The organism is Alteromonas sp. ABM1_013 (genome assembly GCF_056160505.1).
The window spans coordinates 481082-505264 of the sequence record NZ_JBSWXH010000005.1; the positions used below are offsets into that span (position 1 = coordinate 481082).

The following is a 24183-nucleotide window of genomic DNA, read 5'->3' on the forward strand; positions in this document are numbered from 1 at the left end:
ATTAGCAAACAATACTTCATCAATAAAAGAATTAAATTGTAAGATTTAAAAAATCTAATAATCCTGATAACTTAAGTGCTGTACTGGTATATGCATTACGTTAGACAATCTAGCAACAGGCCACTGCCTAGCAACATTAGGCTAAGAATACACCTTGACCAATAACTTATCCTTCAAAGACAAATGCAAAGTGTACCTGGCACAATGGCTTGTGAAATGGGGTAAGCTGACGCACGACGACTTTACCAAAGCTGAACTCCAAGACCTTATAAACCATAGCCTTCCTTACACCTTCACCTTCAACATCCCTATGGGAAGTGGCACTGTGACCGTGCTTGAAGGCAACATTACATTAGATAATGCAAATAACCGTATTGGTCTTCAGTGCCTTGCGGCACTTAATATTGTGGTAGCTTCTACCACCATTTACCGTGCTCACGTGGTGTTTACTGTGTCAGCGTCGCCTCATTACGACAAAAATATGAGCACGCTTTATCTAACCGGCCTTTCCACTGATAGTGTCAGTTTAGTTAACGATGATTACGCGTTGATTAAAGACACACAGTTTTTGGTTTCGCGGTTCTTTCCTAAAAGTGTAAACACTCTGCTTGGCGGCTCATTGAAGTCGGCACTATCGATTTTTAGCGCCGGGACATCAGATATTGCAGCAGACTATTTACAGGTCTATTTAACGGGCTCGAAACAAGCAGTATTGGAATACCACATTCCCCATATTAACGACGCTATTAAAAAACAAATTAACCAAGAAGACCTAAGCCATACTATGCGTGGTGACCACTGGCGCGAAGTGCTCTTCTCGAAACTAGGTCAAAACGTACGTGTAGAAGACAACGTACTGCGCTTCTATCTCATTGAATAGCGCTCAGTCTAAAAGTTACGCATACTAGTGATCTGACACAATAGAGACAGGCACGGTATCCACCTGCTCACCAATATCGTCGATGTTTAGCCTTGGATCGTCCACGCTCGCTTCTAGCATGTCGAATGCCTCTTTAACGTAACGCGCTAATGGTTGTAACGACTCGATATTTTTATTGCAGCACACCAACCCAACATTTGCAGTGCCCGCGTAGGTCATAAGCGTAATATTTACCCCTCCGCCTGGCGTCATGGTAGAAATGGGATAGCAGGCCAACAACTCCGCATCTTTTAAATACCTTGTATCTTTGGGGCCGGGTACGTTTGAAATAAGAATATTTGCAATAGGTTTAACCACGCTAGATAGCTTTAACCATTCGAAGACCAGCGCAAGAGATTGAATGGCAATGGTATAGCCACTAAATGCTGCAGGACGCGCATGCTGCGCCGCATTTTTAACGATACGATGGTTCACTACAATTTGACGCAACCTAAGATAGGGGTCGTTTTCACCATGTGCTAACTCCACCGGCACAATAGCTATTTTATTACCTGTGGTTTTTTCACCGGGTTTGCGCAAGTTAATCGGCATATTGGTGAATAAGGCTTTTTTAAATACCTGACCATGATCTTGTAGTAACTTATGTACGCCGATATCAAAGGCGCATAGCAATACCTCGTTTGCGGTAGAGCGCGTGCGCCTTGCTAGCGCTTTCACCCGCTTGAAATCTAAATCCATAGTTGCCACGGCCCTACCCGCTTTCACTTGCCCGGTAAGCACTGTTTTCGTACCAGTGAAAGGAATTGGCATATAATGTGGATTTACTCGCAGCGCTTTCATAAATATGCGGATAAAGATGACAAGCAAATCAAGTGCGGTTTTGAGCGCGTACCCCACGCCCACTAAACGCTTGTAAAAACTCACCGAGTCTCTACGCTTATGGCGAAGCCGCTTTACTGCCCAAACAGGCGTAAACTTTGTTTCGTGAGAGTTAGACACATAACCGGCCTGAAACCAGCGTACCAAAGTCGCACCATCACCATACATATGATGAACGCGAGCATAAATGGCAAATGTTTCGCTATTATCGTCAAAAATAAAATGGTATTGCCACAAAGGTTTGTCAGGGTCTAACCGCGACGCATGTAACCTCGCAACGAAGGCGTCTAGTGCCTCTCGGTTTGTAATATCTGCCACTCGGTGAATTTGCACATGATAGTCCATGTTTAGCTTTTTCACAGGCGCAAACCCAACAGGGTAACCTAGCACCGTTTTCACCGAACAGTTGAACGGAGAAGTAGCCCGAGCAAAGCTTCTTATTTCTTGGAATAACTGAGGCACATATTCAGTACTTTTTGCCCCTTTTGGAATTGCGAGTAGCTGCAAGCAAGCAACATGTTTGGGGTTCTCGTCTGACTCTGTTATCCAAAATGACTTATCTAAGAAACTGAGCGTTTTTGCCATTACTATTCCTTTACGCGAAGTCGAGGGGTGACGGGGTTGAGGCATTTCTCACAAAGTCATGTGAGTGCAGCATCTGTTCTAGCAGAAGCTTTTGTTCATCAGGCAGCGTCAGCCTTGGCAATACACTCACCATCATGAGTGACAGAGCATGATAACGCTGCATTGTGCTATCCATATGACTGTTTAGCTCATCAAACTGACAAGACTGGGTAATAATTAAAGATATCAAATCTACTAATAGCGCCCTATCTGCATCTGAGGCAATAAGAATATCTCGCTTTGATAGTGACTCAAAAAGAAAGGCTAATTGTTTATTTAAGCTCGATAGTATGTGCTGTCTAGGCCGAACAATGCTCGGGTATTTTTCCGCCAAGTCAGCTGGACTGCGATAGAAAAAGCGAAATACATGAATACTGTCTATGAGCAAATACAGATAATACATAATTTCTTCGGGATGAAGTGTATCGAGCTTTTCTCGATTCAGTATCTTCTGCATTTGTTGTTCATGCATTTTCATCAACGCGTTAACCAGGCTGTCCTTGCCTTTAAAGTGGTAATAAAGGTTTCCCGGACTAATATCCATCTCAACGGCGATATCGACACTGGTTACCGTGTTTTCGCCGTGCTCGTTAAATAACGTTAGCGCGGTGAGTAGTATTTTCTGCGCGGTTTTCATAGTTCAGTCCGACCCTTTGCCATCCTTGTGCGTTAGTTTTTGCTAATAAGATAACTTACATGAACACCAGATAAAGTTGGGCAACACCAGCTACCATACCCAAAATAGCGCCCGTTACGATGAGTTTCCACTCATCTTGCTGATAAGCGGGGCGCAACACCCCTTCGAATTCTTCAACACTCAGTGCCTGCATGCGCTCGCTCAAATCGTGCCCAATCTGCATCGCATTGTTGGCATAATCAAAGGCATAAAGTAAGTATTTATCGGAATTATCAAATATTTGACGTACGGCTAGCGCCTTCATTTGATGGTAATTTTCTGACCCAACACCTAGCGCAAAATAAGGTTGCGCGATAGCTACATAGCGTTCAATAGCGTCGTTAACATGAAGCTCGATTAGTTCTAAAAGCTGCGCAGAACCAGAACCGTGCAATATAACGTGGGTAATGTTTTTCGGCGTTATCAGCTTTTTTTCAATAATGCTTGAGTAAACTTCTGATACTTCTTTTTGCCGCTTTAAAAACATACCTTGAATAGTAATAGGCCCCAGTTTTCTCGGGCGTTTGGGTTCGAAAATTATCTTGATGGCAATCCAGTTGGTAGCATAGCCCACAAGCAGTCCACCTAACGGTAGAATCCACCATGCTTGATAGAAATACCAAAGCAGCATGGTTGGTAAGCCGAACAGGAAGCCGAAATAAAAGCCAGAACGCACTATAAATGGGAACTCTTTGCTGCCTGCGGTTAAGAAAATCTCATTAACGAGTTCTGGAGTATTAACCAGTTGCTCAACCACCAACTCTTTAATATCCAAAATTTCTGAAACGTTATGCTGAAAGTCGTCCACCATTTTGTGAACCACATTGGGGATGTCGTTTTCGATACGCTGGTAAACTAAATTTTTGCCTTGCACAGGCAAAGCAGCCCAAAGTTGAGGCGCTGATTCGGCCATTACGTCATTGACGACTTTGCGTATAACCTGCCCTAAGCGGCGCTCAATAGCCTTCGTTAGTTCATCTGCATCTAAGCGCTGCGCTAATTCTTCAACACTTAACAATTTGCCTAAAACTAGCTCAACCTCGATCTCTGCCATTTGGCGGCGCTTTGCGGGAATGAGCCCCTGCCATCCAAAGAAAGGCTTAATACCTACGAACTCTATGGGGTAAAACATCATTTTTACCGCCAAATAGTTAGTCAGCCACCCGACGATGGCACTAATTAAAGGAATTGATAGCAGGCTTAGCGTTTGAAAATTCCATTCCATACTACAAAAAAGAGGTCCACATTATTATTTTCACTCTCAGGCTACTGAGTGCTTATGAAATGGTCAATGTAAAAAACAAAATTACTGCTAATTGTTGATTGAAAACAACCCTCTGAAAGTCTAACTATTAAAAGATACCGCCTTGAGTCACGCGCTAAAAGCACAAAGCGGTTAATTAAGAAAAAGGGTTTAGGTAGTGGATTCTAAATTTACGCCATACACTCAATATAGCGTAGAGACCGCTGTTGATGTGCGCAGGCTTACCACATGCTTTTTGGCAAATGCCGATAACTGCGCCACTTAGTAAACAGGGTTCGAAATACGTATCTATCCTTTACTGGTGTTAAACGCACCTGTTCGCTCGTCATATAAGAAAAGGCAACAGTGCTCATCAATTAAAATAGGTAATCGTTATGGCAGTATTCGATTTTCGGTTAAAAAAACTTGAACATGATATTGAACATGCAAGCAGTTACGATGAATATGAAGCCGCGTGCCTAGCGCACGATGCGCTGTCTGGCGCTGACGAGTGGAAAGCAGAAGATGCCAGCGATGACTATGACTACAAGCTTATTCGAAAGCGTGTTCAACGCCTACAGCTTGCTAGAAGCAGAGGCGATTTACATGCTCTGATGTCCATACTGCACGAAGGGCTACACGGTAATTTGGGCAATATCGCCAACCCTATACTGCTTAGCCAGTGCAAAATTGGCACTAAATACCTTATTGAACAATTTATTGATGAAGTGATATTGGCGCTAGAACAGATCTATAACGCCGATGAACAAGACGTAGACTTCTATGAAAAGCTATCGTTTTTTGACGAAACCGCGCACGCCTTCGGGCGAAGCTGCCTCATGCTGTCAGGTGGCGCAGGCTTAGGTTTTTTTCATGCAGGTGTGGTTAAGTCGTTAAACGAAAAGAATTTACTACCTACGGTAGTGTCTGGCTCGAGTGCAGGGTCAATCATCGCAGCCATGTTGGGCACGCGAACACACGATCAATTATTAGAAGCACTCAGCGCCGACTTTATTTATGAGACTTTTAAACATTGGCGGAGCTTTGCCGGTCTTGGAAAGAAAGGACTATTTGATAGCTCAGTACTTGAAAATGCACTGATTGAACTGTTCGACCTTACAACCTTTGAAGAAGCCTTTAAGAAGACAGGACGGCACATAACCGTAACCGTTTCCCCCGCGGATTTGCATCAGCATTCACGACTGTTAAATGCCAAAACCTCGCCCAATGCTATTATTACCCAAGCGGTACGTGCATCGTGTGCGGTACCCGTTATCTTTAGCCCTGTGCAGCTAAGAGCGAAAACTCCATCTGGCGAGATAGTTCCTTATATCCCTAACCGACGTTTTGCCGACGGTTCGTTAATGGCTGACCTCCCCTACGAACGGTTAGCTAGGTTATACGGTGTCAATCACAGTATCGTTAGCCAAACAAATCCGCTAGCGGTGCCGTTCATTTCATCAAATCGCATTGACCCCAACTCGCTATGGGATATGTCGGCACGTCACATTGGACAACTTGCAAAAACCAATAGTATTTTCGCTATCGATATCATTGAACGTTTGACTGGGAATAAGAGCGCCAAGCTAGCAATTCACAAAGTACGTTCTATTATTGATCAGCAGTATGTAGGCAATATCAATATTTTACCCAAGCGCCAAATAAGGAATTTATCTCAGGTATTGTCTAACCCAACCCGCGAAAGCATTAGCCAGTTAATTGTAAGTGGTGAGCGGGCATCATGGCCGCAACTACATGTTATTAAAAGAAATACCAAAATTAGTGAAAATTTACGGTATCATTTAGGTCAATTGAAAAAACGTGAGGCAGTAGAGCTTGGGCACGAGGTTAGGTAACCTTTGTGTCGCTTGGTCTGTCCTGAATTGCTTATAGCAACGTAATAGCAATTCGCAGCATCATTTGAAAGGAAGACGGTGAGCGCACAAAGCCAAAACCCCGATAGCATTTTTACGCAGCAGGTAAAACAACTTATCAACATGATTTATCCTAAAGACTCGGGCTTCGGTTCGGTTTTTGAGGATGCCAGTCATTACTTTTCCCTCACCCCTTCTCTCGAGCAGCATATTGAAGAATTAAAAGCACAGCTTAAACGAATTGAAGGTAATAAAAAGAAAGAATTATTAGCTGAACAGCTTGCCCAACAAATAAAAAATAGCTCAGAAAAACTTGAAGAAGAGCGTTTAGCGAGATTGGAGCGTTTGGACGCTGTAAGCACTAAAATAATCGAGCTCTGTGAAGGCGATAACTGGCAAGAAACACAACAGCTAAGCGCTAAGCTGCTTGGAACTATAATGTTGCTGACACGAGGGCCTGAGGGCAATTTCGCTCGTGTGCATATGCGCTTCAAACCGCTTTACAAGGCTGTTTTAACTTTACGTTTGGTAGATAGACTTTTAGAACACGACACTATCGCCCACAGATACTTATCAAAGTATCGTGAAGCCGCCTCTCGCTTTCGCGGAAACCGCTATTGGCGAGACAAATGGAAAACTGAGTTAGGCCGCCCTCTTATCACCGCCGCCCTTCTGCAAGATATTGGTTTACAAAGCCCTGCTGCGCAAACCATATTAAAAGGTGAAAATGGCGACCTAGATGAGTTTCGTTTGTTAGAAGAATCGCAGCGAAAAGACCTGCTGAAGCTAAACTATCACTTCACGTTACGTTACTTATCCGATGGTTTAGGGCAGCCTAACTACGTAGGTAACAACAAAGAAGAAAGAGACCGTTTTAATCAAACTCACAAAGACGCTAACGAATTTTTGCTGAGTTTGGTTAAAGACGCCTTTGTGTCAAAAACCGGTTTAGGCGAGATTGTAAAAATCCCTCAAATTTACGTTTCCATCGTGCTTTCTACTAAGTCAGACTACTCACGAATGAGCTTACCCAAGGGGTATATGCTAATTGAGCAACTTGCGAAGAAAGGTAGCCTAAATAAACAATTAGCACAGGACTTTGTTGAGCTGGTTGGCTACTTCCCGCAAGGTTTTGGAGTTACTTATATTCCTGTGAATGAAAAAGGCCAAGAAAAAGACCAATACGAGTGCGCCATAGTAGTTGGATTGAACCCCGCGAACCCCGCAGAACCTTTATGCAAAGTCGTGACAAGGAACCAAAAATACATCACTAGCGGTGCGCAAGAAGTCATTCCAAAAGGCAGAAACCTGTATTTCCCTGCGAACAGAAAAAAGTTAATGCGCGTGGGCCAAGAAAGGTTGGGCGAAATCATGAGCCAGCTGTCGAGCAATTTTACGCCAGATGCTATTGACGATTTAGTACCAAGCTTTTGGGAACCCTACGACTTCTTCGGTTTTAAAAAACATCAGAATTTGTGGGCGAAGAACAGTTAATAAGCGGTAAATTTGAAGCATAAAAAAACGCCCATTTAAGGGCGTTTTTGTTGAAACTTATTTATGACCAAAGTGCCGTTATACATCGCGACATGATGAAGTTAGTCGAGGTTCATTCATAATGCCAGCTCGTCGGTAGGTGTTATTATTTTTCGTATTATTGTTAACGGCTCTCATATTATGACGTATCGCAGCAGCATGACAATCCTGTGCATCTTGGTATTGCCTAACGAAAAAGCCCTGTGCGTCATAAAGCGCAACCGCGCCGCTATTTGCTTCTGGCTGTTGCTGTGCCATTTCTGTTGAATCGCATGCCGTTAAAAAAATTACAGACGCTACTAAAAGTATTCTCATGCCATATTCCTTCATTTAATGTTCAGTTAAACAATAGGTTATACAAACAACATCTGCAAGTGTTTATTGAACAATAATCAAACAGCACTACCCAGAAATGAGATCCACTAGTAATTTTGATAACCACCACTGCAAGTATAAATTGTCATTATCGATTACTTTATTTGTACAAGCCAACCGCCAAAAGCTTCGTATATTCGGTAGGGGGCTGCAAACAGTGCAGCGCCGACTCCTCGCTCAGGATCTTTAGTTTTACCCAAACGCGCTTAGTCCTGGGAAACAAAAAAGACATACTTTTAACGAGTCTTTTTACTCGTCGTTCTTAGTGGTGTCAGACGAACTCGATGTACTTTTAACCGTGCTTTTAGCCGGTGTTGCTTTAGTACTAGCTGTTGTCTTACGCGCTGTACTCTTAGCTGCCGTTGACTTCGCCCCAGTGCGCTTGTTAGCTGTTCCGGTAGCGGCCTTTTTAGTTGAACTAGACGAAGAAACGGCCGGTTTAGCGGCTGTTTTTGCAGTACTCGCTTTGCGGGTGCCCGTAGTCGTTGATGAAGTCGAGGTCGACTTAGCTGAAGCACTTTTAGATGCTGCTCTTTTAGTGGCAGTAGCCTTACTTGCAGTACTTGTCGCTTCAGCTTTTTTAGCCGCCTCTTTTGCAGCCAAAAGGGCTACTTGCTCGACGAGCAAATCCACTTTTGCACTCAGCATTTCAAGTTGCTGCTCTTTCTGTTGACGTTTTTGACCACCTGATAATGCTGAAAATAACGGCGTTGATGCCACCAGTTTTTGTGCAGTGTCGACTAAAGCGAATGGATTTAGTGTACGTCTAAGTTCACTTTCCACCTCTAGGCCTTTAACCTGCATGGCATTGATGGTTTCGTGTGTATCGTCAATTCTCTGGCTGACTAAACCTGCAGCTTGGTCTAGCTTTTCAGATAATAGGTCCGAACCAGCAAAGAGCCATCCAAATAAGGGTGACGATTTCAGAGGTGAAACGTTGCTACCATTTAGTGTTGTCGTTTTTCTTTCGGCAACAGGCACAATTTCTGGATTAGGGATATTTTTGTTGCTCATAACGCCTCCAATGCGGAGATTTGTAAGCATGGCAGTGTAAGGGCTATTCACAGCCTAGTCTCAAAGCTTTGCTTAATAGCTTACTTTAAGCTTGAACGCACGGCTTTCACTGCCACTCAGTTGCAATTTTATTAGTACCCTACTTTAGCCAAGTAGTAATCAAAAACTGCATATTGAGCACCGCAAGCGGAGCCCAAAAAAGACTATCGCTTTACTTGCTGGCCGCCAGTTTAGCAACAGCTTCAGTCAAGGCATCGATTTTAGCCGACAGCTCTTCAATACGCTGATCTGCTGGCTCAGAATCAAGACCAAGTTTTTTGCGAACGTCAGCTACACGATTTTCTACATCGTTAGTGGTCGATTTAAACTTGCTCTTAGCATCGTCTTCTAGCGTTTCACCTTTAGTCACTAGCTCGTCGAACATTTTGTTCGCTTCTTCGCTTAGTTTCTCGTAACGCCCCTGCGCTTCTTCAACGCTTTTACCATAAGCGCCTAGGCCTGCTAACCAAATTTTACGCGCCATCTCTTCGGCTTCGTTAATTTTGCCTTTAATTGTGTCAGTAGTAGTCATGTTCAGCTCCTATGAATGCTAAATTTGAGTGTGTTTCAACACCATGGATAAACTGTACGCTTAACAATTAGAATCCGCATACTAAAAACACTAAAAAATGAAAAAGCCCGAAAAGTGGTGACTTATTCGGGCTTAAAGACAAAAGCTAAATTCAAAATATTAGCATCGAATTAAAGTGGTACACCTGCAAGATGCAAAACAAAGGCATATTCTAGGGCAGTTGATTCAAACCGCTTAAAACGTCCCGATGCGCCACCGTGACCCGCTTCCATGTCGGTTTTAAACAGAAGCAAGTTGTCATCTGTTTTATACTCTCTGAGTTTAGCAACCCACTTCATAGGCTCAAAGTATTGAACTTGCGAATCATGTAACCCTGTAGTTACTAGCATGTGTGGGTAATCTTTAGCTTCAACTTGATCGTAAGGCGAATAAGACAGCATATAGTCAAACTCATCTTTATTTGCTGGGTTACCCCATTCAGTATATTCACCTGTGGTCAATGGAATAGTCTCATCACTCATAGTGGTCACCACATCAACAAACGGCACGTGGGCACTCACCCCTTGGTAAAGCTCAGGAGCCATATTGACAACGGCTCCCATTAGCAAACCACCTGCGCTACCGCCCATTGCAAATACGCGGTCTTTATCAGCGTACTGCTTAGCAACTAAGCCTTTTGATACATCAATAAAATCAGTAAATGTATTCATTTTTTGATGCATTTTGCCGCTCTCATACCATTCACGCCCCAGCATTTGCCCACCGCGAATATGCGCAATGGCAACAACAAACCCTCTGTCTATTAAAGAAAGCCAGCTGCTTCTAAATGTAGGGTCGATAGTTGCACCATACGAGCCATAGGCATATTGATATAGCGGATTAGAGCCGTCTTTTTTGAACTTATCTTTACGATAAACCAAGGACACTGGAACCATAGCGCCATCGCGCGCCTCAATCATTACTCGCTCTGAGGCGTAAGCTGAAGAATCAAAGGTGTCAGATACATGGGTTTGCTTCATGACTTCACTCTCAAGCGTATCAAGGTTGATATCAATGATAGAGCCTGGCGTAGTCAATGAGCTGTAATAGATTCTAAGCTTATTAGTATCCATTTCAGGGTTGGCATTAAAGTATGCACCGTAAATAGGATCTTGAGTTGGTATAACCTTTTGCTCGTTTGAAGTTAGGTTGTGTACAACTAAGCGCAGCATGCCATTTTCTTTTTCTTTCACAACCAGATGATTTTTCATCACTTCAATACTTTGAAGAAAGACCTCTGGACGATGTGGGACTACTTCTTGCCATTTTGACACGTCACTTGTGGCATCTAATGGCGCCTTCATTACTTTGAAGTTTTTTGCATCAATGTTAGTTAATACGTAATAACCGTCACTTGCTTTTGCTACGCTATACTCCTGGCCATCTTCAATGGGTAAGAATATTTCTGATTGAGATGTAGGGTTATCAGCATCGATCAAAGTCACGCCAGTTTTGTCAGTGTGAGAATGATAAATATAAATGACACTGTCGTCTTTGCTTTTACTGATGTAGGTATAAAACGTAGGGTCGCTTTCTTCGTACACTAAGACATCGTCTTCTTGAGAAGTACCCAGCTTATGGCGATAAACTTGATAGCCTAAAAGGGTTTGCGGGTCTTTTTTCACATAAAATAAATGTTCATTGTCGTTAGCCCACACTGCGTTGCCTGACGTGCCTTCTAGAACATCGTCAAGCTTTTCGCCGTTATCCAGGTTTTTAACGTATACGGTATAAATTCGACGACTAAGCGTGTCTTCAGAGTACGCCATAAGCGTGTTGTTACTGCTTACCGCGTAACTACCAATATTGAAATAGTCATGTCCTTCAGACATAACATTTGCATCAAGCAACACTTGTGGCTCGGCATCTAGCGAAGGCTTTCTTAGATATACAGGGTACTCGTTCTCTCCTGAATAACGGGTGTAGTACCAGTAGCCGTTGTCGAACACAGGTACCGTAGAATCGTCTTTCTCTATACGAGAAACCAGCTCTTCATAAAGTGCTTCGCGGTTTTCTTTGAGCGGCGCAAGTACAGTTTCTACATAGCTGTTTTCTTGCTCTAGATGCGCCAATATCTCTTCATCTGTGCGTGAATCATCGCGCATCCAGTAATAATGGTCGTTTCTAGTCACTCCATGTGCCGACATCTCATAAGGCACTTTTTTCGCTATTGGAGCATTTACATTTGTATTTAACATAACTGATGGAGCTGCCTTGTCTAACTCTTGTTGAACGTTTTCCGTTTTGTTTTCAAGGCTACAGCCTGACATCAGCCCGCCTGCAGCTAGTGCTATCCATATGAATTTCATTATTTTTCCTTTATCTCGCGTTCGATTACGTTTATCCACGCTTGGTGCTTTATCGCTGTCAAAAAGTGTTTCTTCAACACCATCGTAATTTTGAATTTGTGTGTAAAAAAGCCCTTCACTGTTTTATATAACGAGTATATATAAATGAAAGTGAGGTTCTAGCGTTAATGGCAATTGGATGCGGGTAAGGCGGGGATTAAGTGTTACAAAATATACACGCCTTACAGGCAAACAAATATTGTGCAGATTGCACAAACAAAAACACCGCATAACTCATAGAGAAATGCGGTGTTTAAAATAAAAACGTGTTATCGAATTTTGAACAACGTTTATGCTTCTTTGAACCTAAACGTCACTAACCTTAATCGACTAAATCCTTTGGCATTTCGTCACGAATGGCTTGCCACACCTTACCACTCTCAATACCATAATTTCTTACCACGACAGGAACCCTGTCGTATTCGCCCTTCTCTGCCGCATCAAGCAGGTCTGCGTAATATTTCATGGCGATATCTCGTGCCGGTTGATGCGAAAAGAAGTACCCACCTATTCGCGAGTACAGCCCGCGGAAACCATTCATCATCAAAACAAATACGTTGTTGTTAGAGGCAAGCGCTAGATCATGAGTCATCTGATAATCAAATTGCGCAAACGCTAACCCTTCTTGCTCGACATCTTTGTATCTCGCGATAATATCTGCAGACGCTTGAGGGTTGTTTCGAATAGCACCTCGAATGAAAACCGCACTTAAATTAGTGCGCGCAGCAAGCAAATTATCGACAAGCTCAGGAATGCCCTCTTGGTCTAAGCGAGCAAGAGTTTCAAGAATGTTCAGACCGCACGTTTCCCAGAAGTTGTTTACCTTGGTTGGCTTGCCGTGTTGAATGGTCAACCAGCCATCGCGCGCCAAACGCTGTAATACTTCTCGCAAAGTGGTTCGCGTTACACCAATTAACTCAGAAAGCTCTCTCTCTGCAGGCAAAATGGTGCCAGGTGGAAATCTTCCACTCCAAATAGATTCAACAATATATTCTTCGGCGAATCCGGCTGGACTCTGTGCCTTATAAATCATAACTAATCGCCTGCACGTTCTTGTTATTTTGCAACTGATTGTACCAGATGCTGTTTTATTATCACAATGAATTATGCTTCGTCCACTAAAGGTTTTAACAACTTGTTAAAATTTAAGTGTTATTTCAAAAACTATAAAGCAACGCTTGTTTACTTTATGTCCAAAATAGTCAGCATTTCCTATCTTAATGATAATTATCATCAAAAAAGTGATAAATATTCAGTGACTTTCATATGGTGGGGTCTGTGAATTGCTTTCTCAAGGCGGTAATATCATGTACGCTTAATTTCCGACTATAATGACAGCAACGAAACAGCGGTTAGACGAACTAAATCGTACAGCACCAGCAGTTTAAGTATGCAATAACCGGAACTACACAGTATAAAGATGCGCAAAATGCGTGCTTTGTTGTAAAAGGAACAGGAACTCATGCAAACCTCAATGATCGCGGCGATCTATAAGAATTTCCTGGGACATGCGCCCGACTGGTATAAAAAAACCATTATTGCCTTTCTCATTGTTAATCCCTTCATCTTTATGGTGGACCCATATATAGCTGGCTGGACGCTTGTCATTCAGTTTATTTTTACGCTAGCAATGGCGCTTAAATGCTACCCGCTCCAACCAGGCGGACTCCTACTTATCGAAGCCATGTTTATCGGCATGACGACACCCGGTCATATGATGCATGAGATTGAAGTGAACTTAGAGGTTCTGCTACTGCTTGTATTTATGGTGGCTGGCATCTACTTCATGAAAGATTTACTTATGTACCTATTCACCAAATTGGTTATCAAGGTACGTAATAAGCTAATACTGTCGCTTTCATTTATTTTTGCCTCTGCATTTCTATCGGCTTTCCTAGATGCGCTAACGGTAGTGGCGGTAATCATCAGTGTCGGCTTGGGCTTTTACTCTATTTATCACAAAGTGGCGTCAGGTAAAGAGTTTCACTCTGATCACGACCACACCAGTGATGACGAATTAGGAAGCCATGATTTAGAAGACTTCAGAGCATTTCTACGCAACCTTATGATGCACTCAGCGGTAGGTACAGCGTTAGGTGGCGTTATGACCATGGTAGGCGAGCCACAAAACCTAATTATTGCTGATAAAGCAGGCTGGGATTTCGTCGAGTTCTTTATCCGTATGGCACCTGTTACTCTGCCTGTGTTCGTATTCGGTTTGTTAACTACCGTAGTGTTAGAAAAAACCGGAATGTTTTCTTACGGTGCAAAATTACCTGCGGCGGTAAGACAAATTTTGGTCGACTACAACGACCATATGGACAAGGGTCGCAGTAAGCGTGAAACCGCTAAACTGATAGTACAAGCGCTAATTGGTGTTTGGTTAATCATTGGCCTTGCTACGCATATGGCGTCAGTGGGTCTTATCGGTCTGTCAGTTATTGTACTTGCTACTTCAATGAGCGGTGTTATCGAAGAGCACGCACTTGGTAAAGCGTTCGAGGAAGCACTGCCCTTCGCTGCACTACTTTGTGTTTTCTTTGGTGTAGTGGCGGTTATTATTGACCAAGGCCTATTCCAGCCAGTTATCCATTGGGTACTGTCGTTTGAAGGCGAAACGCAAATGGTCATGTTCTATCTTGCCAATGGCGTGCTTTCGATGGTGAGTGACAACGTATTCGTAGGCTCGGTGTATATCACTGAGGTAACGGCTGCGCTGCAAGCAGGCCAAATTACTCGCGACCAGTACGACATGCTTGCGGTAGCAATCAATACGGGAACTAACTTACCAAGTGTGGCAACACCAAACGGTCAAGCGGCTTTCCTATTCTTGCTGACCTCAGCCATCGCGCCACTGCTTCGTTTGTCGTACGGCCGTATGGTTATGATGGCGTTGCCATATACGATAGTACTTACTATTGTTGGTCTGGTAGCGACCTATATTGGGCTTGCTGATGCTACTCAGTGGCTATACGACATGCACCTTATTGAACACCACACTGCAGCTGAAGCAGGCGCACAAGCGGTAGGTCATTAATCTATGCGCGGTGTCATTCACGGCATAAGCCAGTGGGCAGAGCACAAGTCTTCATGGCTTGTGCTTTTTGCTACATCACTAGCATTGGAAATTGCTGCCCTGTACTTCCAATATGGCATGGGCCTGAAACCATGCATTATGTGTATTTATCAGCGTACGGCTATGTACGGCATTGTTTTGTCGGCACTTATTGTCGTAATAAAAAACAACGGGTTTACCCGTATGCTTGGCTTTGCTGGCTGGGCGGTATCTTCAGGCTGGGGATTTTTAATAGCCAAAGAACACGTAGGTATTCTCAACGCTGCCAACCCGTTTTTTGCCAGCTGTGAAATAGTGCCTAACTTTCCTTCATGGTTACAGCTTCACGAATGGCTGCCCGCGGTGTTTGCTGCTGAGGGGGACTGTTTAGAAGACACGTGGCAGTTTTTGTCTATGGGAATGGCAGAGTGGATGCAAATAATTTTTGCTGCTTACTTCGCTGTATTTGCCATCGTATTTGCCTGTCGCTTACTGGATAAGAAACCCTTTTGATCGACTTATCCATTTTACCCTCTCGCCTACCTCCTATACAGTCGGAGCAAGGCCCAATTAGCATTCAGCGCATCGCAGAGAAACACTGCAATGCGCTGTGTGATGCGGGCCAACAATCTATTCACCATGTAAAGCCTTGGTTCGGCTCTGCGGTCTGCCCTGTTACGCCAGCGTTGTCAAAGCAGTGCATAACTAATATGGAAAAAGCTCGTCAGACAGGCTACGGTCTTACGTATTTGTTAATGCATGACGAAAAGTGTTTGGGCATGGGTATTATCAATCATATTCATCACACCCATTTAACCGCAAACCTCGGCTACTGGTTAAGACCCGACGCTTGCGGTAGAGGCTTAGCGACGGCGCTGTGTGAAGCGCTAAAAAAGCTCGCATTCTCGCAAATGAATCTGCACCGACTAGAGTGCTTTGTTGAACCAAACAATAAAGCGAGTATGCGTGTTGCCGAGCGAATTGGCGGTGTGAAAGAAGGGCTGTGTAGAAAGCGCGTATTTGGAAGAGACGCGCTTCTTTATGCACTCACTATCTAACCAGCTTAAATATGCAATCTAGCCACCCACAGCCCCAATATTTCCTGTTTATGTGGCAATGTTTTCCTATAATCTGTAATTACTCTTAGAAAGAGTACATTACCCCCGTATAGGCGTACATGGAATTATCGGGGTACGCGCCAGTTTCTAACGCATCACCCTTAGCAAGGTATGCACCGCCTAGTTCGAACCTTAGTGGCGCAGATGCTTGATATCGCCAGCGAAACTCTATTTGGTGCCCTAGAAAGTCTTCTTCACTTTCAGCCACTTTTTGAAGCCACAGTCCTTTGTACCCAAGCATAAGCGTGTTATCGTCATTTAGCTTTGTAACGCCTCTTAGCCCCGGTGCCAATATATTGCTACGAGGAAATGTTTGATAAACGTCCGTTGGGCCGAAATCAAACCGCCGTAAACCATAAAGAGAGTCAAAGGCTTTTATGGTGTCGTCAGTACTATCATTGTCACCACTTGCTGCATCAATTTCTGCTCTAATAAAAGTATTAGCACTGATTTGTTTGCCGATGTGACTATGTATCATCCAAGAAGTAACGTCTTTATCATCTATGTCTGATGTTGATGTAGACTGCCTTGCCTGACCAGTTTGCCCTATCGCTTCTATGTTGTATTTCCAATCTTCTGAAAAGGTTTTCGAATAATCCACCGACAAGGTAAACAGGTCACGATTTTTTGTCGCTAGCTCTTTTGAGTCAGATTCTTTCAGCCAGTAACTGTGTACTTTCAAGGTCTTATCTTCTGATTCAGCATAAACGCCATAAAATTTTTGATTACTATAACTTTTATCAAAAGCGCGTTTATTACTATCGATTGAGGCCGAATCTAATGGAAAGCGAGTAAGTGGCAGCAAATAGAAACCACGAACATGCCATCCAGACCAAGTTGCATCAATTAGTGCACCTTCAAAGCTATTTGTAGCGTTCCTAAATCGTGTGCGCCCCATCAGTCGACGACTGCCGTGATCTAGTGTTACGCGTCCAAGAGTTACGCTATCTATAACTTCACTGATACCCTTGTAAGTGATGTACAACTGCACTGGCTCAAGCGTATTCACCTGCGAAGACTTGAGAGTGGGATCATTCTCGTCGAGATAAGCCCTAGAGTCTTCTATCTCAGCGACAGCACTCCAATTTCCATAGCTGGCTTCGCCTTTTAACCTAATTCGGGTTGAAAGGCGTTGATTTGTTTTAGCGCGGATGTTTTCGTCTGTAGGAAAGATTGGATTATTAAGCGTTTCATAACGTACTCTAACTGAACCGCTGTAGCTGGTATCTAGGTTTTCTGCTTTTAATGATGTGCCTATACAAGTAGTGGCTAACAATAATATCGGAGCACTAGCACTCAGTTTACTCATCTTTAAGCCTTTGAAAATCGGGTAAGAAAAGCGTAAGTATAAGCGAGTCAGTCGCATTTCACTCACGCTCTTTAGTCTAAAATCAAAATCAACAAAGGTGAGGTGTTGAATTTAAGTAGTCACAACTCGCAGGGTTTAGTCTAAATCTTCTAACGGCCAAATAGCGATATAGTCTTCAAAATGGTTGAGATCCACATCACTTTCAAACACCGTTTTATTCCGCACCGACATTCCTTTCGCATGCATTACGTGTTTCTTACCTTTGTTCAGCAAAGGGTGCCACGATGGTATTCCCCTTCCCTCGTAAAGCCGACGATAGGTGCAGCTATTGGGCATAAAGAAAATATCCTTTAGATTTTCTTTGGTAAGCTTCACGCAATCGGGCACGAGCTCAGTGCGTCTTTCATATTGCGTACATTCACACTTTTTCGTATTCAAATACGTGCACACGATATTGGTGTAGTGAATCTTTTCATTATCGTTAATATGGTCGGTAACTTCGTATTCTTCTACCGCGTCATCATCAATAAATTTTTGCAGGCAGCATTTACCACATCCATCACAAAGAGACTCCCATTCCTTTTGGTTCATTTCTTCTAATGACTTAGTTTCCCAAAATGCCACCGTCATTGCGCCACCACCTCTGTACTTAAAGCGAGCAAACTATCTAGCGATGCCTCGACCTTATCTGCAGGACTCAATTTACCTACCCCTTTTGGCGTACCGGTAAGGACCACGTCTCCGCTATCTAGGGTAAATATAGATGACATGTGAGCGATTAGAGGAATGATTCTGTGTAGCATGAGTTCGGTATGCCCCTGCTGCCTGACCTCTCCGTTTATGGTTAAGGTAAAGCGCAAATCATCAAGATTCCCAACTTCACTGTACGGCACAAAGCCAGAAAGTGGCGCGCTGTTATCAAAAGATTTGGCTCGTTCCCAAGGTTGTCCTTGCTTTTTAAGCGCTGCTTGGACTTCGCGGAGAGTTAAATCAAGCCCTAGGCCAATCCCCCAAATAGCACCTTTGACCTCATCTTCACTTGCATTTTTAAGTGGTGACTTAAGCAGTACCGACACTTCAAGCTCGTTATGGCATTCGCCTTTGTCAGTGGGAATAGCAATGGGCTCATGCATATGGCACAACGCAGCCTTAGGTTTCATAAACAGCAGCGGTGCTTCAGACACCGTAGAGTTCATTTCTTGAATGTGGTCGAGGTAATTTCGACCAATGCATAGCACTTTACTAACAGGTAATGGTATTTCATTACCTTGGGTATCAATGTGACGATATGCCATTAGTAACCTCGCTTTATTCGTTCAGATAAATACCCAACCGAAACGCCAAAATAGGACGAACGATTCCACTTCATCAACGTATGGAAATTGTTATAAACCAAGTAAATTCGCCCTTTTTCACCATCCGGCATAATAAGTGACGCATCGACATTAGCTTTGGGAAGCTCACTGCCGTTGTAGCGCCGAACACCATTTGAGCTCCAAAAAGATAGCGGCTTCATATTAGATTTCGCGAGCCCTGAAAAAGGTACTGGTTGAGTGAGAGTGACTTGGCGCCCCCACGTCCCCTCACTGTCCCATCCTTCAGAGGATAAGTAGTTGGCGATTGACGCAAATACATCAGCCTTGGTGCCCCAAATATCCTTTCTGCCGTCGCCGTCATAATCTACCGCATAGTTTAAAAAGGATATGGGCATAAACTGTGTTTGCCCCATCGCACCGGCCCATGAGCCTTTAAACGCCTCTACGTCGATATGACCTTCATCAAGTATGCGCAGTGCGGCAAAAAAATTGTCTTTAAACAATTTCTCTCGTCGTCCTTCATATGCCAACGATGCCAGCGCTGACAGCACGCTAAAATTGCCCTGAATTTTACCAAAATTAGACTCATTACCCCACAGCGCAACAATAAAGCGTGCCTGTACGCCGTATTTCTTCGCAATCTCTTCAAGTAATACTTTATGTTCGTTGTACTGCTCAACAGCTTGCTTTACTTTCCAATCAGGTACTCGCGTTGCTAGATAGTCATCTAAAGTGATTTTTTTCTCTGGCTGACTTTTATCAGATTTGACAACGGTGGGTCTAAAAGTGATATCAGCGAACGCCTGCTCTAGCTTAGTTTTATTTATGCCTTTTTCAGCCGCTTCGTTTTTAAGCTGAGCAACATAACGGTTAAAGCCTTCTTCGCTAAGCCTCTCGTCACTACTCGGCTTGCTCTCAGCGTAAGCCGTTAGTGAAAGACTTAAAGTGATACTAAATAAACATACGGCGGTCTTGAACGACTTAAGCAGTAAGCTGAAGCTACACCCCTTAGTTTGAACCGCCAATCGAGGGACTACACGGTTGATCATTTTTACTAACATGAATATTTAAAACTTTTTATCCGGAGTTTTTGAAAGTCCAAGAGATTCGCGATGCTGCTCTAACAGGTTGTCTTCCTTAGGTGGCATTTGCAGGTAAAAACCTTTTTCAGTAAGTTCATCGATAAGCTTTTGCTTATCGACCATACCCAGTTTTTCCCGTTTTTCTAAAGCGATAATGGTCACTAATTCCGGGCGACCAAAGGTTTCCATTAGCGCTTCGGGCACATCTTCGAAATGATCTTTTTTTGGCACATATAAATACATGCCTTCTTTTTTTCGCGTTTTATAAACTGCGCATAACATAAATGATTTACTCGCTTTGTAATGAGTGCGGTCGTAAAAGTTTTCACTTTTGCACACCCACGTTGTTTTGTAGAGGGTTACTGGGAAGGCGCGTCGCCTAACAGTCGGGTTACGTGAGGTCGAAACAATGGCTCACGCCAAGTAGATAGCACATCAGGCGTTAACCCTTGTACGCGGGTCTCATCAACCGAAAACCAGTACCATTTTAACAATTGATTTAGCTGTTTTTTAGACGCTATAACGTCGCTATTGACGTTGTTATCTTTTGCAATTTGATCACTAATTACTTTAAGTTCGGCAAGGGTTTTCTTGTATTTAGCAATATCGATAAGCCGCAACACAACAGGTAACCGTAGCTTCTCTGGCGTTTGCGCATACTTCGCTCTTGCTTCTTCAATTAGCGTAATAATAGTATCGCCGTAGCGGCGTACCGATTGGTGATTCACGCCGTTAATGCGCGAAAGGCCAGATTTACTATCAATCAGGCGCTGCGCTGCTTCAAACAAATGACCTTCTTTGAAAACAAAGTTTAGCGCCAAGTCTTTCTTTCGTGCCGTATTTAAACGCCATGCGGCTAACGCTTGCAATACTGTGAGCTGTTCGCTGTTTAAGCGCCAGTTGTTCTTAATACTTAAATAGGCAAAATCTTCTGGCATTTGAGCGCGTTTTTTATCTACTAGCAACGCTATTTCTTGGTAAATCCAATGCACTTTGCCCGCTTCTTGGACTTTACTGGCTAGCTCTTGATAGCACGGCAGTAAGTACAATACGTCGTTTGCTGCATAGCTAAGCTGAGATTCGCGAAGGGGTCTCGCTATCCAGTCTGTTCGCGATTCACCTTTATCTAGCGTAATATCGCACAGCAACTCTACCAGCTTTGCATAGCCCAGTGACGGCCCCATATCCAAAATGCTTCCTGCCAACTGTGTATCAAAAACGGGTGTTGGTACCGTGTCGAAGGCTGTGAGAAATGCCTCTATATCTTCTGAACACGAATGCAGTACTTTTACTACTTCAGTATTTTCCATAAGCTCGATAAACGGCCGCATGTTGTCGATGGCAAGCGGGTCAATAAGAACCAGTTGATGGCCGTCGTAAAGCTGAATAAGGCCAAGGTGAGGAGTAAGGGTTCTCGTTCTTACAAATTCGGTGTCTAAGGCTACGGCCTCTTGACGCTGAGCTGCAGTGCACACTTTTTCAAGTTGTTCAGATGTTGTAATTAATTGATATTGCATATTTTTGCACAGTAATAAAAAAGCCGGCTTACGCCGGCTTTCACAAAACTATTTCAATGAAACTAGTCTCGAAGCTCCCGACGCAGTATTTTACCTACATTGGTTTTTGGTAAGTCGTCTTTGAAAACAACTTGCTTAGGCACTTTGTAACCCGTTAAGTGGTTACGACAGTGCGCGATAACGTCTTTTTCAGTGAGTGAATCGTTATTTTTAACTACGAATAGTTTCACGACTTCACCGCTGACCTCATGAGGAACCCCAACTGCCGCCGCCTCAACAATGTTGTCATGCATTGCAGCTACTTCTTCAATTTCGTTCGGGAACACGTTGAAGCCAGAAACTAGGATCATATCCTTTTTACGGTCAACAATATAGAAGTAACCTTCATCATCTATTGTTGCAATGTCACCAGTGGCTAGCCAACCGTCTTTCAGAATTTCTTCTGTTGCTTCAGGGCGATTCAAATATCCTTTCATCACCTGAGGGCCTTTCACCCACATTTCACCAGGCTCGCCTTTTTCAACTGGATTACCATCGTCGTCAAGAAGCTTGATGTCTGTTGAAGGAACCGGCATTCCAATTGCGCCTTTGTATGCTTCAATTTGTGGCGGGTTTACTGCGACCACAGGTGAGCATTCTGTAAGGCCATAGCCTTCAAGAAGCACAGTGTTAGTAACCTTCTCCCACTTCTCTGCAACAGGACGCTGAACCGCCATGCCGCCACCTAAGCCAAATTTAAACTTACTGAAATCAAGCTCGCTGAACCCAGGCGTGTTCAACAGGCCATTGAACAAGGTGTTTACACCAGGCAGGATAGTAAATGGGTATTTGCTAAGTTCATTCACAAAAGCTGGCATGTCGCGGGGGTTGGTAATAAGCAAATTGCGGCAGCCATATTTAACGAACATGAGGCAGTTCGCCAATAGCGCAAAGATATGATAAAGCGGAAGCGCGGTAACAACAAAGTCTTCGCCTTCTTCTATGACGGTTTCTAGAATGCCTGACACTTGTTCTAAGTTTGCTACCATATTGCGGTGCGTTAACATTGCGCCTTTAGAAACACCGGTCGTTCCACCTGTGTATTGAAGGAAGGCTAAATCACCGCTATCAATCTCTGGACGCGTATATTCTAGGGACTGACCTTTTTTAACCGCCGACATAAATGACGTCGTTTCAGGCAGGTTGAATGAAGGCACCATCTTTTTGACGTACTTAACCACCGCGTTCACAACCCAACGCTTAGGAGCAGGCAACATATCACCCAATGCTGTCAAAAAGACTTCTTGTAGATTAGTATCTGCGATGACCTCTTCGAGCGTACAAGCGAAGTTTTCAACTATAACGATAGCTTTAGCGTTGGCATCGTTAAGCTGGTGCTTCAACTCGCGAGCGGTATAAAGAGGGTTAACGTTAACCACAACCATACCTGCACGCAATATCCCAAACATAGCAACAGGGTACTGAAGGAGGTTAGGCATCATAATTGCCACAGCATCACCGCGTTTTAAGCCGCTAGACTGTAAGTATGCAGCGAACTGCGCTGATAAGGTATCTAGCTCCTCAAACGAAATTGAGTGCCCCATGTTAATGAAGGCTTCTTTGTTTTTAAACTTCTTAACCGACTGCTCGAAAATGTCTACTACAGATGCGTAACGATCGGCATCGATTTCTGCGGAAACGCGAGGGTCGTAATGCTTAAGCCAGGTTTTTTCCACCAAAACCTCCTCTACTTTATTCTTATACTATTTAATGAGCACTTTAGAAGACGTGCCCATGTAACTGGTCTGATAACTTGCGAATAGTATAGGAAGTGTAAAAAAAAATAAACGGCACAATTTACAATTGCTCAACAAAATTGCGAATTAATAGCCCCACATCATCAGTATTTTCCATGTGAATATGATGACCGCCTACTAATTGTTCGTATTGTGCATTTAAAAACCACTCCTTCCTTTTTGGAAAGATTGACGCTAGGTTTTTAAAGCTATTGGATGCACCGATAAAAAGTACAGGACATACAATAGCACGCATAAGAGATTCTGCCTGCTTTTCTGTGAACCTTAGCGATGATTTTGTACGTAGTTTAGGATCGCTCGCCCAAAAGCAGTGTCCGCCAGCATCTTGGGTTAAGTTTCTAGACAGTATTGAACGGGCGTGCTCTTCTGGAATGTCTGAAATTTTGCATCTCGCTTTTACGGCATCTTCTAAATCAACGATCCGCAATTTATTACGGGATTTGGCATGACGGCTGATAATAGACTCTCGCATTTGCGATGCGGTAGTCTCTTCACTTTCTGTAAGCGGGCCGCATGCATCAATGCTAATGACGGCAGAGACTTTATCGGGGAAGAGCGCAGCAAATAGGCTAGCAAGGATTCCACCAAGCGAATGCCCCAGTAGGATTACCTCTTCCCAGTTTTGGGATTCAATTAAAGCGTATAAGTCCTGTAAGTAATCCGCTTGATTGTAATGCGCGCCATGAACACGATGAGATGAACGCCCATGCCCTGCTAGGTCAATTGCAACAAAGCGGTGGGTTTGTAGGTAAGGCGCTAGCAACCTTAAGCTTTCTGCGTTATCCAAGTACCCGTGCAAACCTATAACAACTTTGCCTGCACCCTGGTTGTCTAACGCAGCTAGGTGTAGTGCTCCAATATTGAACTCTGTTTCAATCATAACGCTCCGTACCGGCAAATAACCGCCGCCTCCCTTACATTTCCTTTCCACTAA

Annotated in this window: 22 protein-coding genes; 6 read left to right on the forward strand and 16 right to left on the reverse strand. The window is 43.6% G+C overall.

The annotated features are described in order from the left end of the window. The first annotated feature begins 154 nt into the window (after positions 1-154). Positions 155-880, forward strand: a complete 726-nt coding sequence (locus tag ACXAGK_RS16780; protein WP_474857110.1) for a DUF1439 domain-containing protein — start codon at positions 155-157, stop codon at positions 878-880. 24 nt (positions 881-904) lie between these two features. Here ACXAGK_RS16780 and ACXAGK_RS16785 read toward each other — a convergent pair whose 3' ends face one another. Genes ACXAGK_RS16785 through ACXAGK_RS16795 form a run of 3 tightly spaced genes read right to left on the reverse strand, consistent with a single transcriptional unit; the run spans position 905 to position 4284 of the window. After that, a complete protein-coding gene (locus ACXAGK_RS16785; protein WP_474805967.1) occupies positions 905-2344 on the reverse strand; it encodes a wax ester/triacylglycerol synthase domain-containing protein in 1440 nt (479 codons plus the stop codon). 10 nt (positions 2345-2354) lie between these two features. Then, positions 2355-3020 (reverse strand): TetR/AcrR family transcriptional regulator, encoded by a 666-nt coding sequence (locus ACXAGK_RS16790; protein ID WP_474805965.1) that lies wholly within the window; start codon positions 3018-3020, stop codon positions 2355-2357. Positions 3021-3075: 55 nt separating this feature from the next. Further along, entirely contained in the window at positions 3076-4284 is a 1209-nt protein-coding gene (locus ACXAGK_RS16795) for a DUF445 domain-containing protein (protein WP_474805964.1), read from the reverse strand. A gap of 413 nt (positions 4285-4697) precedes the next feature. Between ACXAGK_RS16795 and ACXAGK_RS16800 the strand changes: the two genes are divergently transcribed. After that, positions 4698-6158 carry a DUF3336 domain-containing protein gene (locus ACXAGK_RS16800; RefSeq protein WP_474805962.1) on the forward strand — a complete coding sequence of 487 codons (1461 nt, stop codon included), beginning with the start codon at positions 4698-4700 and terminating at the stop codon, positions 6156-6158. A gap of 78 nt (positions 6159-6236) precedes the next feature. Then, positions 6237-7670: a hypothetical protein gene (locus ACXAGK_RS16805; RefSeq protein WP_474857111.1), complete on the forward strand. Its 1434-nt coding sequence runs from the start codon at positions 6237-6239 to the stop codon at positions 7668-7670. A gap of 78 nt (positions 7671-7748) precedes the next feature. Here the strand turns inward: ACXAGK_RS16805 and ACXAGK_RS16810 are convergent, their stop codons facing one another. The 5 genes from ACXAGK_RS16810 to fadR all read right to left on the reverse strand — a co-directional run bounded on the left by ACXAGK_RS16810 (position 7749) and on the right by fadR (position 13089). After that, positions 7749-8024, reverse strand: a complete 276-nt coding sequence (locus tag ACXAGK_RS16810) for a hypothetical protein (RefSeq protein ID WP_474857112.1) — start codon at positions 8022-8024, stop codon at positions 7749-7751. Positions 8025-8333: 309 nt separating this feature from the next. Next, positions 8334-9098 carry a hypothetical protein gene (locus tag ACXAGK_RS16815; RefSeq protein WP_474857113.1) on the reverse strand — a complete coding sequence of 255 codons (765 nt, stop codon included), beginning with the start codon at positions 9096-9098 and terminating at the stop codon, positions 8334-8336. Between the two features lie 211 nt (positions 9099-9309). Further along, a complete protein-coding gene (locus tag ACXAGK_RS16820) occupies positions 9310-9669 on the reverse strand; it encodes a phasin-related domain-containing protein (RefSeq protein ID WP_025255732.1) in 360 nt (119 codons plus the stop codon). Positions 9670-9839: 170 nt separating this feature from the next. Further along, on the reverse strand, positions 9840-12017 hold the full coding sequence (locus ACXAGK_RS16825) for a S9 family peptidase (RefSeq protein WP_474857114.1): 2178 nt from the start codon (positions 12015-12017) through the stop codon (positions 9840-9842). A 361-nt stretch (positions 12018-12378) separates the two neighbouring features. Then, positions 12379-13089 (reverse strand): fatty acid metabolism transcriptional regulator FadR, encoded by a 711-nt coding sequence (fadR, locus tag ACXAGK_RS16830; RefSeq protein ID WP_474805955.1) that lies wholly within the window; start codon positions 13087-13089, stop codon positions 12379-12381. A 429-nt stretch (positions 13090-13518) separates the two neighbouring features. On the opposite strand from fadR, the gene nhaB reads away from it, so the two are divergent. The 3 genes from nhaB to ACXAGK_RS16845 are packed head-to-tail and all read left to right on the forward strand — an operon-like array spanning position 13519 to position 16169. Then, positions 13519-15093, forward strand: a complete 1575-nt coding sequence (nhaB, locus tag ACXAGK_RS16835) for a sodium/proton antiporter NhaB (RefSeq protein ID WP_474857115.1) — start codon at positions 13519-13521, stop codon at positions 15091-15093. A gap of 3 nt (positions 15094-15096) precedes the next feature. Next, on the forward strand, positions 15097-15624 hold the full coding sequence (gene dsbB / locus ACXAGK_RS16840; RefSeq protein ID WP_474857116.1) for a disulfide bond formation protein DsbB: 528 nt from the start codon (positions 15097-15099) through the stop codon (positions 15622-15624). Next, the gene (locus ACXAGK_RS16845; protein ID WP_474857117.1) at positions 15621-16169 is read left to right on the forward strand and encodes a GNAT family N-acetyltransferase; all 549 of its coding nucleotides are present in this window, start codon (positions 15621-15623) and stop codon (positions 16167-16169) included. The genes dsbB and ACXAGK_RS16845 overlap by 4 nt, the downstream gene beginning before the upstream one ends. Positions 16170-16254: 85 nt before the next feature. Here ACXAGK_RS16845 and ACXAGK_RS16850 read toward each other — a convergent pair whose 3' ends face one another. The 8 genes from ACXAGK_RS16850 to ACXAGK_RS16885 all read right to left on the reverse strand — a co-directional run bounded on the left by ACXAGK_RS16850 (position 16255) and on the right by ACXAGK_RS16885 (position 24129). Next, a complete protein-coding gene (locus tag ACXAGK_RS16850) occupies positions 16255-17538 on the reverse strand; it encodes an alginate export family protein (protein WP_474857118.1) in 1284 nt (427 codons plus the stop codon). 135 nt (positions 17539-17673) lie between these two features. Then, positions 17674-18168 (reverse strand): YcgN family cysteine cluster protein, encoded by a 495-nt coding sequence (locus ACXAGK_RS16855; protein ID WP_474857119.1) that lies wholly within the window; start codon positions 18166-18168, stop codon positions 17674-17676. Continuing rightward, the gene (locus tag ACXAGK_RS16860) at positions 18165-18833 is read right to left on the reverse strand and encodes a fumarylacetoacetate hydrolase family protein (protein WP_474857120.1); all 669 of its coding nucleotides are present in this window, start codon (positions 18831-18833) and stop codon (positions 18165-18167) included. Before ACXAGK_RS16860 ends, ACXAGK_RS16855 begins: the two co-directional genes overlap by 4 nt. Beyond that, complete coding sequence (locus tag ACXAGK_RS16865; RefSeq protein WP_474857121.1) at positions 18833-19915, reverse strand: lytic murein transglycosylase; 1083 nt, start codon at positions 19913-19915, stop codon at positions 18833-18835. The genes ACXAGK_RS16860 and ACXAGK_RS16865 overlap by 1 nt, the downstream gene beginning before the upstream one ends. Before the next feature lie 6 nt (positions 19916-19921). Next, a complete protein-coding gene (locus ACXAGK_RS16870; protein WP_474857122.1) occupies positions 19922-20218 on the reverse strand; it encodes a YcgL domain-containing protein in 297 nt (98 codons plus the stop codon). A gap of 77 nt (positions 20219-20295) precedes the next feature. Continuing rightward, complete coding sequence (gene rnd, locus ACXAGK_RS16875; protein ID WP_474857123.1) at positions 20296-21453, reverse strand: ribonuclease D; 1158 nt, start codon at positions 21451-21453, stop codon at positions 20296-20298. 62 nt (positions 21454-21515) lie between these two features. Further along, the gene (gene fadD / locus ACXAGK_RS16880; RefSeq protein WP_474857124.1) at positions 21516-23168 is read right to left on the reverse strand and encodes a long-chain-fatty-acid--CoA ligase FadD; all 1653 of its coding nucleotides are present in this window, start codon (positions 23166-23168) and stop codon (positions 21516-21518) included. A gap of 121 nt (positions 23169-23289) precedes the next feature. Further along, positions 23290-24129 (reverse strand): alpha/beta fold hydrolase, encoded by an 840-nt coding sequence (locus ACXAGK_RS16885; protein WP_474857125.1) that lies wholly within the window; start codon positions 24127-24129, stop codon positions 23290-23292. Between the last annotated feature and the right edge of the window lie 54 nt (positions 24130-24183).